Origin of the sequence: Natronomonas salsuginis (assembly GCF_005239135.1) — an archaeon.
Taxonomy (GTDB): Archaea; Halobacteriota; Halobacteria; order Halobacteriales; family Haloarculaceae; genus Natronomonas; species Natronomonas salsuginis.
This window is the reverse complement of record NZ_QKNX01000003.1, coordinates 54,522-69,012: the sequence shown is the minus strand read 5'-3', so window position 1 is coordinate 69,012 and position 14,491 is coordinate 54,522. Positions and strand designations below refer to the sequence as shown.

Genomic DNA, 14,491 nt, shown 5'->3' with positions numbered 1-14,491 from the left:
CTATATATTTCTTAGTAGTCGAATAGAGGTGCGGATCGCTCCCGTCAACGCCCCGTCTCGGGGACGGTCCCGGACCGAGCCAATTAACCGACGCACAACCCTCCCATGCGACAATGACCCGGACCCAGCGCGACCTGGCGGCGTTGTCGCGGTTCGTCTTCCGGGCGCCGGATTGGTCCGTGAGCCTGTTCGGCACGCTTCTCGTCGCCGCGGCCGTCGGCGTCGCCGCCTTCGATACCGGATTCGCTCTCGACGACGCCTACTTCGGGATGCTCTACGTCGGCGTGCCGACGGTCGTCGCCGCGTTTCTCACCGCGCCGCTCGACCGACGTCTCGGCGGGCAGTTCACCTACAACCGCTCGGCGCTTCTGGCGTTCGTCTGCGAACTGCTCGCGGTCGCGGTTCTGCTCGTCGCGGCCGTCGTCGCGTCGGTCTCGTCGTTCGGCCAGCCGTTCGTCGTCGACGCGCTGCTCGTCGCGCTCGCGTCGATCTTCGCGCTCCGCCTGTTCGTGATCGTCGCCGTCTCGCGCCGCTCTATCGCCGTCGCCGTGGTCCCGGCGAGCGTCCAGACGGTCGTCGCGGTCGCCTTCGTCGCCGCCTACGACGGGACCGCGAACTACGCGCTCTTGTCTCTCCTCTGTGTCATCTACGCGGCCGCAGTCTCCGTCTTCGTCTTCGCCATCGACCGTCCGTGGCGCCGGGGCCACGACGTCTCGGTGTTGGATTTCGTCCGCGGCTTCGTCGGGCACGTCGCCGAGGGGTCGAGCGAACTCGAAGCGTTCTTCGAACACCTCGGCGAGCAGGCTGTCGTTCCCGTGACGGTCCTGTGCGTCCGGCGGCTCGACGGCACGGAGAAGGCCCGATTCGTCCTCCCGATGGTCCATCCCGGCCCCATGGGTGAGATCGGCGGTGGCAACCTTCCCGAACGGATCGCGACGGCGACCGACGGGCTCGCCTTCGTCCCACACGCGACCGCCGGCCACGACTTCAACCTCGTCACCGAACGCGAGATCGATACCCTCCTCGCAGCCGCGAGGGGGGCGGCAGACCGGGTCACGTACACGCGCGAAGCCACCCCAAGTCGCCGCGAAACCGAGGCCGAGTCGACGTTCCTGGGGCAGGCGATCGACTCTGACCTCATCCTCGTCGGCACGCACGCCCCCGAATCGGCCGACGACGTGGATTTCGGCGTCGGCCTCTCGATCGCCGCCGAGGCCGGGCGCGCAGACGCCGACACCGTCCTACTCGTCGACGCGCACAACTGCAGCGACGGGCTCTCGGAGCGGTCGGGCCGCATCGGGCCGGGATCGAAACGCTCCTTCGACATGCTCGACGCCGCCGGCCGGCTCGCCGATCGGCTCGCCGCGGCCGATCGGGATGCACTTTCGGTCGGCGTCGCGTGGGACGAAACCGAGTGGGGCCAAACCGACGGAATCGGCCCGCTCGGCATCCGCGTCGCCGTCTTTGAGGTCGACGGCCACCGGACCGCCTACGTGTTGATCGACGGGAATAACATGGAGCCGGGCCTCAGAGGGGCGCTCCTCTCCGCGATCGACGCCGACGCCGCTGAGATCATGACGACGGACACGCACGTCGTCAACACAGTCGATGCGGCGAATCAGGTCGGGGACGCGATCGAGGGCGACCAACTTGTCGAGGTCGTCACCGGGCTGGTCGACGATGCCGTCGACGACCTCGACCCCGTCGAGGCCGGCATGGCGACCGAACGCGCCGAGGTGACCGTCTTCGGTACCGACCGGACCGAGTCGCTCGCCGCCACGGCGAACGCGATGGTCAGCATGGGCGGGGCGCTGTTGCTCGTCACCGTCGGCGCGGCGATGGCGCTGAGTCTGCTCGTGTTCGTGTTTACGGGATAGCGGCTTTGGAACCCTCTCTCAGTGGCTCTGGTGCAATCCTATTTCTCAGACACACTCTTGCCTGAAACAGTCGGTCGGTGAGAACCGCGAATTGACTTCTGATAGTCCTACCAGCTACCTGTAACAGCGAGAGAGTCCTGCCCTTCCCGTGAGGCGAGAGTGTTCCGACACTCTGCTGTCGGAACCGAGCGCCGAACAGGGCGGGCGTGAATCGCGTAAGCTCTGGTGAGAAACCGCCGCGTTACTGCTGGTCTTGAGTCTCCAATGTTTCGAGTCCCGTTTCCAGTACCTCGATATATGCTTCATCGAGCGATTGGTCGTTTGCTTCGGCGTAGTCTTTCACCCGTCCGTGTAGGCCATGCGAAATATCTATTGCTGGTCGCATTGTCTCACAAGACTTATTTGACACAGAGACGTGAAAACAATTGTGGCATGAAGCGTACCAACACGTTCGCAGTGCGACCGCTTTCCGATACCGGAGAGCAACTGCTACGGGACCTGTTGGACGCTTCCGCCGCTCTCTGGAACGAAGTCAACTACGAACGCCTCATGCGGTATAACGACGAGGACGGCTTCGAGGGCGAGGTATGGGACGCCGATACAGGGCGTCTCGAAGGCAAGTACAAAGGCGTGCTTGGCGCGTCCACCGCCCAACAAGTGATACGCAAAAACAGCGAAGCATGGCGCGGGTTCTTCGATACGAAGAACAAGTACGACGACGAGTCGAACACATCGGTTACGGAACACCCGGAACCGCCGGGCTTCCGTGGCAACGAGGACGATGGGCGGCAACTCAAAGGCGTCATTCGCAACACATCGTACACCGTCGAATGGGGCGAGCGGTCCCGGCTTGAGATACTGGTCGGGAGCGAGTTGAAAGACCGATACAACCACACCGGACGGCTCCGGCTGGAAATCGCTGGCGACCCGACGTGGCCCGACTACGAGAAACAGGGTCGGTTGGACCTGTGGTACGACGAGACTGACAGCACCTTCCGAGCTTCGCAACCCGTGACTGTTTCTGACGATGCACGGGATACTCCACTGGCCGACGAAAAGGCCGCTCTGGATATTGGTGCAAACAATCTCGTTGCCTGTACCACCACGACCGGCGAGCAATATCTGTACGAAGGCCGCGAGTTGTTCCAGCGATTCCGTGACACAACACGAGAAATTGCCCGGTTGCAGTCCAAGCTACGAGAAGGCCGATACAGTAGCAAACGTATTCGGCGGCTGTACCGGAAACGGACTCGTCGCCGCGACCACGCACAAGAGGCACTGTGTCGTGACCTGCTGGACCGACTGTACGCCGAAGGTGTCGATACCGTCTATGTCGGTGGGTTGACTGGCGTGCTGGACACGCACTGGTCGGTCGAAACCAACGCCAAGACCCACAACTTCTGGGCGTTCAACCAATTCACCGACCGACTGGTCTGTACCGCCGAGGAATACGGTATTTCAGTCGAGGTTCGGTCGGAAGCGTGGACCAGTCAAGAGTGCCCCCAGTGTGGCGGGACAGACCGAACGACACGGCATCAGGACACGCTCACCTGTCCCTGTGGGTTCGAGGGCCACGCCGACCTTACAGCTTCAGAAACGTTCCTGAGACGGCACACAGAACAGGCAACCAGGCCGATGGCACGGCCCGTGCGGTTCGAGTGGGACAGCCACGATTGGCTGGAGGTATCACACTCTCACCGTCCCAAAGAACAGCGCACAGACCCAAGTACCGTCCACCGTGACGGGAATGTTGCTTCCGGGGAATCTTAGACCGGCTGAGACTCCCACGGAGGAAACCCCGCCGTTCGCGGTGGGGAGGATGTCATAGATGATGTATGGATTCAAACTTCACAGCTCTTGCTTCGATTATAGGTATCCCAAATCCTGGAGTCGTGCTTCGGTTTCTTCGTCGATCTCTGCGTTTCCTAACGTCTGTTGAAACGCATCCATCTCGTCTTTGCACGCAAGACTCAGTTGTCGGGCCGTACGGAGTTTGAAAATAAGATCAGGGTCGTTGATCTCTTCTTGCACGGAGGCTAACAAGGCATCAACTGTATCACAGATTGAACTCCCCATAGGATAATTTATTTTCATACAGAGTTAAATTTTGTCCCGTTCCTCGAAAGTGAGCGTTCACCCCGAAGGCTAATTCAGTCACGTCTACAGGCTGAGCAGGCCGAGTGCCTCGAGGCTTGACCCCGAGGCGATTCACTTCCCGCTGCTCTCCGTCTTGGGTGGTGCGTGGCTGATCCGCCTGACCGTGTTCGCACCGACATCGGCCGGCGTCGTTCGCACCGCGGCCGTCGGTGGTATACCGGGCGAGGCGGTGCTCTTGGCCGTCGGTGGCGCGTATGGAGTGGCGCTCCTGTTCACGTTCTGGCCGTGGCAACGACAGGCCAAAGGGGAACTGCGGTCACAGACGCGTTCCAACGGCTGGAAGTGATAGCTTCGATCGTGGGCCAATTCGTTACAATTCGCCGTCTTTTGCGTCCGCAATATCGGCCGCGATATCTCTCACGTTTCGTTGGTGCGTTGCCGACGTACCGACGTGTCGAGCCGCGTCGAGTTGGTCGTCGACGATCGCGTTCTGTTGGGGGCCCCAGACCTCCGGCGGCTCGGATTGGATGTATTCGACCCAGCGTTTGACGGCCTCGATGCGTTGCTCGCGGTTCCGCTCGTGTTTCGCGTCGAGATCCTCACGCACGTTTGAGTCGGTCATATTCGGCTTCGACGTCGAGCTTCGATACCCACGTTTCGAGTCGATCAATACTAAGGCTTTGTTCGAAAAGCGCGTACAGGTGAACCGCATCCTCGAGATCCTTCTGCGCGCCGAGATACAGTTTGTACGCGATTTGGAGTTCGAGTGGGCCGATCGGGATCGTCTCCTCGCCGATTCTCGCGGTGATCGCGTTCGTCAGCGACGCCCGATCGAACTCGTCACGGGCGAACTTCACTTCGAGGTGTGGGGTGACCTGATCGTCGGTCGCAACCCAGATGTTGTCGCCGTTCGAAAGCACCTCGTACAGCGAGTCGAGCGGCATCGCTGCCCCCCAAAATCCCTCCTCTTTGAGCGTCGCTGCGAGTTCGTCCGCATTCGCTTCATCGATCGTCTCGATGAGGACATCGACATTCTCGGTCGATCGCGCACGTCCCGCAAGAATAGACACGTATCCCGAGATATACACGTGCTCGATGTCCAGTCGATCGAGGATCGTCGAAAACCGGATCGCGAGGTCGTCGAGTCGATTCGGCTCACGATCAACGACGAGTGTTCCGTCTCGTAGCTCGATCCCGCTCATACGTATGTATTATCGATTGGCCGTTTGAATGTATCCCGTCGAATTCCAATCAGCCGTTGTCCGGACCCGCTTCGACCCGAAGCGACCCGCCACACTCACCACACCGATACGACTCTGGCGATTTGACGACCTCTGAGCGTCGATACCGACCGAACTTGTGTCCACACCCCTCGCAGACAATCCACCACTTCGGGTCGCTGAATCGGTCGCAGGTAACGCGCGTGTCGAGTTGGTCGGCGAGCGCTTCGAACGCCGCCCCGTGTGAGCCGTCGCCTGCCGTGTTGAGTAAGTGGACGTGGATCAGCTCGTGGCGGATGATCTCGGCGACGCCCGACCAGCCGTGCGTCTCGAAGTATCCCCACGTGAGAGAGACGGTCTTCGGGACACCGTCTCGGTGTTTCACCGCCCCGGCGCGTCGCTTCGCGCGCTTGCTGATCTCCCACTCCAGTTCGGAGACGGACACCGATAGGTCGCGGTCATCGACGACGGCTCTCGCGTACAGTTTCGACGCGGCGAGAAACTCCGCATCCGTGGCGTCGGGCGTGATGCGGTAGTAGTCGAGGGCGACGGGCACGTCACCCTAGTGAGGGACAGCGAATCAATATGATCATTTCGCCTCGATTCACCGTGTGTGATGAAATGATCGAGAATACCCCAAAACCGATCCCGACAGCTTCTAAGGGGACAGTCGGCAATCGGTAATACGAATGGCCACCCGCCGGCGACAGCAGTTTGTTCACGGCCAAGCCCTGTGGATGGGGATGGCACTAATACTGCTTACGGCGCTCGATGCTCTCACGTTGGATCTGTACTTCGTCCTCTCGTTGATCGGATTTCTGGTACTCGTCGAACTCAGCGCCCCGTTTGCCGTCACGCCAGCATGGCGTGAGCGGTTGAAATGGATCATCTTTGTGGGGTTGATTCTGTTCGCGGGGATCGTCTTTCGACGTATCATTGAAATTATCCCGTCGGGGCTGATCTAAGTGGATCCGTTCAACACAGACCTTGTGGACATAGACTATCCACGTGCAGTATTGCTGGTCTTACTGATCGTGATTAATTTCACGGTGATCAGCGCCATCGCGACTTCGGGAACCGCATACGGACCGTACAACAGCGGTTGGGATGGGACCTCCGAACTGCGAACGATTGCCGACGATGAATCCGACATGACAGTTGTACACGAAGCTGGGAGGTATGAGACAGCCTCAGCGGATGGCGTCGCGATCATCGTCGCTCCCCAAGAATCGTACGGACCAACCGATCGGGCACAGGTGGCTCAGTTCGTCCAACGGGGTGGAACGCTGATCGTCGCCTCGGAAGACGACCGAACAAACCAGTTCCTTTCGGAGATCGGTGTGAATGCACGCATCGACGGCGCACTCATGCGCGATGAACAGAATAACTACCGAAACGCATCGTTACCGGTTGCTACAGAAGTCTCCGAACATCGCTACACAGAGGCCGTCGAGGGCGTGACGCTCAACTACGGAAGTGCGATCAACACCTCAGTTGTTCCGGCTCAGCGGGGGACGGAATGGCAAGGTCAGCACCTCGTCAACTCCTCTCAGTTTGCGTATCTCGATCGGAACCGAAACGAACGGCTTGACGACGATGAAGTGCTCGAAGCGCGCCCGGTCGTGACCGAAGAGTCGGTTGGTGCAGGGACGGTTGTCGTCGTCAGCGATGCTAGCGTGTTCACGAACGCGATGGGTGAACGGGACGGCAACCGACGACTCATCGAAAACATCGTCACCGATCACGATCGGGTGCTTCTCGATTACTCACACGGCCCCTCGTTGCCACCGTTGATGTACGCGCTGCTCGTGCTCCGCTCGAGTCCGTTCATCCAATTCTTCCTCAGTCTTACGGCGATTGGTGGTGTGGTCATATGGGTGTGGGGGCCCCCATCACGACGATGGCTTCCGGCTAGAATCCGTGGACGGAAGACATCGCCAAAGCACCCCGGGCGGCTGTCGAAGGAGGAGCTGATCGAATATTTGACAACGGAACATCCCGAGTGGGAGGAAAAGCGCCTCCGTCGCGTGACAGAAGCGATTATACGTCGGCGGGAGCAATCGGCGGACAATGACTGACCCCGCTGTCCTGTATGAAACCGTCGAGGCGGAGGTTGGGACGGTTCTCATCGGAAAAGAAGACGTCATAGAGCGTCTCACGGTGTCGCTTTTGACGCGTGGACATATCCTCCTTGAGGGCGTCCCAGGCGTCGCCAAAACGACCGTCGCGAACCTGTTTGCCCGCGCCACGGGGCTCGAATACAATCGAGTTCAGATGACGCCGGACATTCTTCCAGCAGATATCACCGGGACGTACATCTACCGGGAACAAACCGGCGAGTTCGAACTCAGAAAGGGACCAATCTTCGCCAACGTTGTCGTCGCCGACGAGATCAACCGTGCGACACCCAAAACACAGAGTGCGCTCTTGGAGGCGATGCAAGAGCGGACGGTGACGGTCGAAGGCGAGACACTCGAACTGCACGAACCGTTCATGGTCATCGCCACACAGAACCCGATCGAGATGGAGGGGACGTTCGAGTTACCCGAAGCACAACGCGACCGCTTCCAGTTGAAACTCACCGTCGATGTTCCGACCCGTAACGAAGAGCGCGAACTGCTCGATCGCTTCGATGAGGAACCCGACCTCGGTCCAGAGGCAGTCGAACAAGTCATCACCACCGACGAGCTGCTTGACGCCCGAGCAGCGGTCGAGGACGTGTACGTCGACGAAACCGTCCGCATGTACATACTCGATATCGTCCACGAAACCCGCGAGAGTCCAGATCTCGAATACGGTGCCTCACCACGGGCGACGATCGCGTTTCTCAACACCGCCAAGGCGAGAGCGGCGATTCACGGTCGCGAGTACGTGATTCCAGACGATGTCAAATCGCTCGCCGAGCCGATTCTCGCACATCGGCTTGTATTGAGCACGGACGCCGAACTCAGCGATATGTCTGCTAATGATGTGGTGACCACCATCGTTGAGACAGTCGAGCCACCTGGTCGAGAGGTCGTCGAAAACGCTGCACGGCCGGCTGTGGGTGACGGTGGAGAGACAGCAGAAACGGGCGTAGACAGGGACACCGAGACGAAGCCCGAAGCCGACTCAGACTCGGCATAAATCGTTCGTGAACCTCGAGTCGAGGCTACTCTGATGGAGGCCACCGACAGGTGACGAGATAGTCCACGCGATCGTCCGCTTCGGGTGTTTCAACTGAGAGGGAAACTGGCTCGTCAAGCCCGACGGCAAGTCCGACAGCAAGAAACGACCCAACGGGGTGATCGAACGTATCGATCGGCCCATAGCTGCTGTCGGTGAGCGCAACCGTTAGACGACCGCTCTCGGTTGCCGTCTCGACGGCGGCCGTCTCGACCAACTCGAACTGCTCGACGAGGGCGTCTGTCAGTTGTGCGGCGAGCATCGAGGGAGAGTTCGTCGTTTCGGTATCGCCGTCACCTGCAAACTCGAAGTCGGAGACGAGCGCAGACCCGGTGGGACGTAACGAAACGCCACGTTCGCTGTTGCGGTCGGTGACGACAAGGAGATCGTCCAATTCGGCATCGTCTGGCAGATCGTACGCCGAGTGGTGCGGAACGAACAGCCGAGCCGTCTCGGCCCCGGTGCGCGGTACGTACACCCGATCGTCGTGGAGACCGAGCTCCGAAACGAGCGCCGCCTCGTTACGAGCGAGCGCCGTGTACACATCGCGACCGACCGACGCGGAAATAAACCGCTCGGGCGTCAGATAGTACGTCAGTATCCCGAGAAACACACCGGTTCCACCGAGCGCGAGGAGCACGGTCCGAACGTCCGGAAAAAACGCGCTCGCAAGGACGGTCACACCCCCGATGATACCTAGCGTGAGGGCGGTCGCACGATACTGTGACTTTCTGGCGCGGACGTACTCGTCTCGCAATCGCTCATTTTCCTCCCGGATGACATCGAGTTCGGCGGTGAGTGCGGTCTCATCCGACGGTTCTGAGCTGATCTCGGTAGATGATTCGGTGTCCATCTTGGACAGCTCAGTGGTGGAGTCGCTCATGCGTTCACCATCCCGAGGAACACCAGTTCGTATCGGTGTAGGCCGTACATGAGGAGAATACTCATCCCACTCAGCAGGATCGACGCGATCGCGAGTGAATCAACAACTAGTACGAGCCCCCACGTCATCGCAAAAAAACAAACGAACGTCGCGACCAGTGGAACAGCGTCGGTGGCCGACGCGCCCGACAGGAGTTCGAGCCCGAGCAAAAGTGCTAGCAGCGCCGCTTCGAGAACGACGAGAGATGTCAGATCCAGTCCGCCCGGAGCGGCGATCAACAGACCAAGATGGACAAACACGATCGCCGCGACAGCACCCACAGCCGCCCACTCATGCGTTCGATCGGTAAGTCCGGACGCTCCCATCGGCTTATCTGCGACGGCGATCAAAATTAAGTGTGTTGATACATCACGATCACCGACGGCGGCGGCCGGCGGTGAGTACCGCTTCGATTCGGTCACTGGGAGCGACTTCGAACGCCGAAACTCCGTCGATGCGCGAAAGCTCCCGACGGAACTCCTCGAAGTCGACGTACTCGTCGTAGGCAGTATCGAGATCGACGAGCCCATCCCGCTCGAAAAGCACGGAGGGAGTCATGAAGACGACGACACCGGCCCCTTCGTTGGCCCCGAGTTTGGCGGCTTCACGAAGCTCTGCACGAGCGGTGTCATCGGCGAAAAGCAGAATCCAGGAGCCGCTCGAAAGCTGTGTCAAACGCGTTCGGACAGTCTCGAACAACGGCTCGGCAGCCAACTGCTGGACGTAGCCGCTCGCATCATCCAAAAACGGGCGGATCCGTGAGCTGAACTGTGAGCCGTCGCCGGCCAGTAGTGTCGCCTTCCGACGACTCGCACTAACGCTGTGGGTGTGTTCATCCGATGGATCACCATCTGGCGTACCAATCGCTTCGAGGTCGTGGAGAGTCGTTCGAGCAGCGTCATAGGCTGCAGGGTCCGTACTCGGTGAGTTCCAACGCGTCGTGCCTTCGGGGCCGATCCCGGCGACCCCAAGCGGGTCTGAAAGTCTCTGTGCGTTGCCGACGACGGTCAGCGCCACTTCGCGGAGATAATCGAGCTTCGTTCGTCCTTCAGATCCGACACCCATCGATCCGCGCTGATCGACGAACAGGATCGTCTGCTGGTCGGTTTCGACCTCGTATTCGCGGACGTGCGGGTAATCGAGCCGAGCTGTGGCTTTCCAATCGATATTACTGACTGAGTCGCCCGGGACGTACTGGCGGAGTTCGGCTGGATCGATTCCCCTCCCATGCCTGTCAGATCGATGGCCGCCGAACGCCGCTGTGACCTGCGTTCCACCTTCGCCGATATGTACGTTCCGTGGGATCCGTGGATCGACGGTGACGGTCGGTTCCGTGCCACGTTCGAACGCCGATCGGAACAGTCCAAAGCGGTCCTCAGTCGTGACCTGCGGTGCAGAAAACGTCCCTCGGCCGACGACTGGCCAATTAACGTCGAACGTCGTCTCGGTCGATCGATCTCCCGCTTCGATGTGGATCGTTCGTTCCTCCATGGCTGGCCCATCCGCGAACAGCGGTGGGATTGCAGTCACAGTAACCCCAAGTGGAGTCGGCCGTGAGAGTCGGGCGGAGAGGGTGACGACAGTTTCACCGTCCGTGTCAACGTGATTGCTCGTGACCGATTGCTCGACGGCAAGTGTGTCACCGACCATCCGAACGGCATCGAGATACCGGAGCTGTCGATACATCAAGAACGCGCCGACTGCAGCCGCACCGTAGAGCAATTGCGACCGAGCGAAGAGTACCGCCAGCGCCGCGAGTGTCAAGCCGGTGGCGGCGAGCACCCAGGATCGACGCGTCAAGTCCATTGCTCCAGGCAAGCGTCCTCCGACAATTCAACATGTCGGTTCGGTCGTCGACAAGAGAAGGGTTTTACCCGGTCGTCCGTCTCTTTGGGAATGTGGTTGCCCGTGACGGTCGTTTGAACCGCGCCGTGATCGCACTCGCCATCGTTGGCTTTCTGCTTCTAGCTGGCGGTGTGCTCGTTGGAAGCGTCATCAGCGGCGCCGGCGGCGGGATCGGAACCCCCAGCAGTGAGGCGGTCGACACAAGCCAACAAAACCCACAGGATATCGAGTCACAGCGAGATCTGAGCGCGATCGAGCGACAACTCGCAGAACGGGCCGCCGAGCGGATTCAAAGCGGCGAGATCGACCTCAGCGGCGATGACGTCGGGAACATTCGAGAGTCGCTGGGTGAGTCAGAGTTTAACGCGCTTGTCGAGCGGTACGCGGAAATTTCCGAGGAAACTGGCTCGGAAAACCGTGCAGCTGCATTTCTCCAGATCCGGTCCGATCGGCAAGCTTACGCTGCGGCGATAGCCGATTATCAGCGCGCCTATCGGGTGTACAACGGAACCGCCAACTACAGCGATGCAGAAACGGAGACGGTCGTAGAGGAGTTTGAGTTCATCACCGAGGATGACGTACGCTCGAATGAAACGACCGGCGGAACGACCCGGTTCAAGCTGAACGAAAGCCAAGAACGGGCCTTAGCACGGACGCTCGAAACGCGGTGGTACCGTGTCAACAGAACGGCGGACCGGCTCATCGACTCATATCGAACCCTCGAAGAGATCGACAACGAATCGTACGCAGAGGGGATCGAAACTGTTGAGCAAAGCCGAGAGAACGTGAGCAGGCGACACGAACGCGTCCGCGATGAGTGGTTCGTTCGACTTCAGCTCACCGCCGCGACGAGCGACCCGAAGGGGTCGTTTCTCGATCCAATCGAGGTCTCGGGCCGGGTTGCCCACGCGGACGGGACGCCGTACGGAAACGGAACGATGCAGTTGCGAATCAACGATCAACGGTACGTCACCGAGACGAACGCTACGGGACACTACACCGTTGGGTACCGTCCGGCGACGATACGAACGAATGCAACCGAAGTTCCGGTCGAGATAGTCCCCACACCCGACTCGATGGTCATCGGACTCACTCGTCCGAACGTCCCGGTCGACATCGAGCGGTCCACGCCGACGGTGGCAGTTTCGACGCCTCCGAGAGATGTTGGGTTCAACGAGACGTTGACCGTGACCGGACACGTCGGAGGGGACGCAGGCGGTGCGGCTAACGTTTCGTATCGGGTGTTGACTGCCGGAAACGCCCTCGTCGAGGGACGGACGAACGAAACTGGGCATATCGACGAGGAGCTGCCGCTACCGGCCGATGTTCCCGCGGGCGACCAACAGCTTCGGCTGGCGGTCGGGGACTCCAATCGGGCATTGACGCCGACCAACGAGACTACAACGGTCACAGTTCGAGAGCGCCCGACCGAGTTATCGATTGAGGCGAACCAGACGGACGAGCGGACGATTCAGCTCGCCGGGGAATTGGTCGTGCCGGATGGGCCCGGGGTTCCCGGTCGGTCCATCGAGCTACTGGTCAACGGGTCGAATCTCGGAACGACCACGACCGGCGTGAACGGAACGTTCGAGACGAGTCTCGTCGTCCCAGAATCGGAGATCGGTAGCGGCGCCTCCGATAGCGCTGCGACGCTATCGGTCGGCGCCGCATACCAGGACGAAAGGGCCAATCTCGGCGCTTCGAACGCTGAGACGGCGGTTATACTCACCACGGAGACGCTCTGGGGTGTACTCGCCGGAGTCGGTCTGTTCGTGTTGATCGCGGGAGGTGTCGGCGTCACCGTGTTGTCGTGGCGACGGGGGCAATCCGACTCGTTCGAGACGTTCGAGGAACCGGCTGGCTGGAGCGACGCGCTCGTGGAAGACGGTCGATCCAGCGAGTCGTTACTCGAGAGCGCCTACGACACCCTGGCTGACAGACCGGTCATCGCCGCACAGTTGGGGTATGCCGCGTTGCGAACGTGTCTCGAAGCCGAATACGGCGGTCAATCGGCCCAGACCCACTGGGAGTTCTACAGGGCGTGCGAAGCATCCGCAGACGAGGAGATCGTCACGACGCTTCGGAACGTAACCGAACTGTATGAGCGCGTCGTCTTCGCCTCCGAACCGATATCTGCGGAGACGGTGAAACCGATGCTCGATCGCACCGAGCGAGTCGTGGGGTCGATGATCGGCGCTGACGAGTGATCGAGGTATCGAGGGGCTTATTTTCGCGACTGCGAAAGAACGGACACGATGGGTGACGATACTGGGCGAGATCGGTCGCTTCGACTGTTGTTGCCCAGTCAGATCCGTACGCTGCCGGCGGATTTGGCGGCGGTGCTCATTCTCGTTTTGGCGACGAATCTGGCCGTATTGCTGCCGTTCGTGAATCGGACGCCGCTTCGCATCGCGTTCGGACTGCCGTTTCTGCTGTTTTTACCCGGCTACGCGTTCATCGCGGCGCTGTTTCCGGAACAGGGGTCAGCACCGGGTCACAGCGGCGAGGATACCGAACGCGCCGCGAACCTGGGTGGGCGCGGCATCGACGGCGTCGAGCGCGTCGCGCTATCGATGGGGCTTTCGATCGCGATCGTGCCGTCGGTCGGACTGGTGTTGAATTTCACGCCCTTCGGAATCCGATTGGTGCCGGTTTTGGTCGGCGTGAGCGCGATTACGGTCGGGTTCGTTGCGCTGGCGGCAGCGAGACGGAAGGCGCTCCCGGAAGCCGAGCGCTTTCGGGTGCCCTACGAAGAGTGGCTCGAAGCCGGGCGGGCGGAGATATTCGAGCCGGAGACGCGCCTCGATGGGCTGTTGAACGTCGCGCTCGCCTGCAGCATCGTGTTGGCCGTTGGTGTCGTGGGATTCGCGATCATGGTACCGCCCGATGGCGAATCGTTCACGGAGTTTTATTTGCTGGGCGAAGACGACGACGGCGAGTTGGTGATCGACAACTATCCAGAGGAGTTCGTCGTTGGCGAGTCACAGTCGGTGGTCGTCGGGATCGGCAATCACGAAAACCAGCCGATGGACTATACGATCGTCGTGCAACTGCAGGAGGTCGAGATATCCGGAAACGAGACGACCGTCGTCGAGCGACGGGAACTCGATCGGTTCGACTCGCCGTCGATCGCGGACAACGAAACGTGGCAAACCGAGCACGATATCACGCCGACGATGACAGGAGAGGACCTTCGGGTGCAGTACCTGCTATATCGCGACTCGGTTCCGGGGACGCCGACCGTCGAGAACGCCTACCGAGACAACCACCTGTGGGTCGACGTATCCGAAGTGTGACTAAAGTGTACTGTCGTGCCAATACAGATCGTCACGCCGTTACATTTATCAATGACATGCCGTAGTTGG

General features: G+C 60.3%; 14 protein-coding genes. 8 read left to right on the top strand and 6 right to left on the bottom strand.

All coding sequences use genetic code 11. The features are described from left to right. Positions 1–113 precede the first annotated feature (113 nt). The 3 genes from DM868_RS08660 to DM868_RS08650 all read left to right on the top strand — a co-directional run bounded on the left by DM868_RS08660 (position 114) and on the right by DM868_RS08650 (position 4,320). Positions 114–1,877 carry a DUF2070 family protein gene (locus DM868_RS08660; RefSeq protein WP_137276485.1) on the top strand — a complete coding sequence of 588 codons (1,764 nt, stop codon included), beginning with the start codon at positions 114–116 and terminating at the stop codon, positions 1,875–1,877. A 432-nt stretch (positions 1,878–2,309) separates the two neighbouring features. Next, entirely contained in the window at positions 2,310–3,647 is a 1,338-nt protein-coding gene (locus DM868_RS08655) for an RNA-guided endonuclease InsQ/TnpB family protein (RefSeq protein ID WP_137276484.1), read from the top strand. A 397-nt stretch (positions 3,648–4,044) separates the two neighbouring features. Further along, positions 4,045–4,320, top strand: a complete 276-nt coding sequence (locus tag DM868_RS08650; protein ID WP_137276483.1) for a DUF2270 domain-containing protein — start codon at positions 4,045–4,047, stop codon at positions 4,318–4,320. A 24-nt stretch (positions 4,321–4,344) separates the two neighbouring features. On the opposite strand, the gene DM868_RS08645 is transcribed toward DM868_RS08650, so the two are convergent. Genes DM868_RS08645 through DM868_RS08635 form a run of 3 tightly spaced genes read right to left on the bottom strand, consistent with a single transcriptional unit; the run spans position 4,345 to position 5,750 of the window. Beyond that, positions 4,345–4,596, bottom strand: a complete 252-nt coding sequence (locus DM868_RS08645) for a hypothetical protein (protein WP_137276482.1) — start codon at positions 4,594–4,596, stop codon at positions 4,345–4,347. Next, entirely contained in the window at positions 4,574–5,176 is a 603-nt protein-coding gene (locus tag DM868_RS08640; protein WP_137276481.1) for a hypothetical protein, read from the bottom strand. Before DM868_RS08640 ends, DM868_RS08645 begins: the two co-directional genes overlap by 23 nt. Positions 5,177–5,225: 49 nt before the next feature. Further along, complete coding sequence (locus DM868_RS08635; protein WP_137276480.1) at positions 5,226–5,750, bottom strand: SprT-like domain-containing protein; 525 nt, start codon at positions 5,748–5,750, stop codon at positions 5,226–5,228. A 133-nt stretch (positions 5,751–5,883) separates the two neighbouring features. On the opposite strand from DM868_RS08635, the gene DM868_RS08630 reads away from it, so the two are divergent. The 3 genes from DM868_RS08630 to DM868_RS08620 are packed head-to-tail and all read left to right on the top strand — an operon-like array spanning position 5,884 to position 8,320. Further along, positions 5,884–6,159: a hypothetical protein gene (locus DM868_RS08630; RefSeq protein ID WP_137276479.1), complete on the top strand. Its 276-nt coding sequence runs from the start codon at positions 5,884–5,886 to the stop codon at positions 6,157–6,159. After that, entirely contained in the window at positions 6,160–7,272 is a 1,113-nt protein-coding gene (locus DM868_RS08625; RefSeq protein ID WP_342776378.1) for a DUF4350 domain-containing protein, read from the top strand. Further along, on the top strand, positions 7,265–8,320 hold the full coding sequence (locus DM868_RS08620) for an AAA family ATPase (protein WP_137276477.1): 1,056 nt from the start codon (positions 7,265–7,267) through the stop codon (positions 8,318–8,320). Before DM868_RS08625 ends, DM868_RS08620 begins: the two co-directional genes overlap by 8 nt. Before the next feature lie 25 nt (positions 8,321–8,345). On the opposite strand, the gene DM868_RS08615 is transcribed toward DM868_RS08620, so the two are convergent. Genes DM868_RS08615 through DM868_RS08605 form a run of 3 tightly spaced genes read right to left on the bottom strand, consistent with a single transcriptional unit; the run spans position 8,346 to position 11,087 of the window. Next, positions 8,346–9,242 carry a hypothetical protein gene (locus DM868_RS08615; RefSeq protein ID WP_137276476.1) on the bottom strand — a complete coding sequence of 299 codons (897 nt, stop codon included), beginning with the start codon at positions 9,240–9,242 and terminating at the stop codon, positions 8,346–8,348. Then, positions 9,239–9,607, bottom strand: a complete 369-nt coding sequence (locus DM868_RS08610) for a hypothetical protein (protein ID WP_137276475.1) — start codon at positions 9,605–9,607, stop codon at positions 9,239–9,241. The genes DM868_RS08615 and DM868_RS08610 overlap by 4 nt, the downstream gene beginning before the upstream one ends. Before the next feature lie 49 nt (positions 9,608–9,656). Beyond that, on the bottom strand, positions 9,657–11,087 hold the full coding sequence (locus DM868_RS08605) for a DUF58 domain-containing protein (protein ID WP_137276474.1): 1,431 nt from the start codon (positions 11,085–11,087) through the stop codon (positions 9,657–9,659). A gap of 92 nt (positions 11,088–11,179) precedes the next feature. Here DM868_RS08605 and DM868_RS08600 point away from each other — a divergent pair, with 92 nt between their 5' ends. Next, positions 11,180–13,333 carry a hypothetical protein gene (locus tag DM868_RS08600; RefSeq protein WP_137276473.1) on the top strand — a complete coding sequence of 718 codons (2,154 nt, stop codon included), beginning with the start codon at positions 11,180–11,182 and terminating at the stop codon, positions 13,331–13,333. Between the two features lie 48 nt (positions 13,334–13,381). Then, positions 13,382–14,422, top strand: a complete 1,041-nt coding sequence (locus DM868_RS08595) for a DUF1616 domain-containing protein (protein WP_137276472.1) — start codon at positions 13,382–13,384, stop codon at positions 14,420–14,422. Positions 14,423–14,491: the final 69 nt, after the last annotated feature.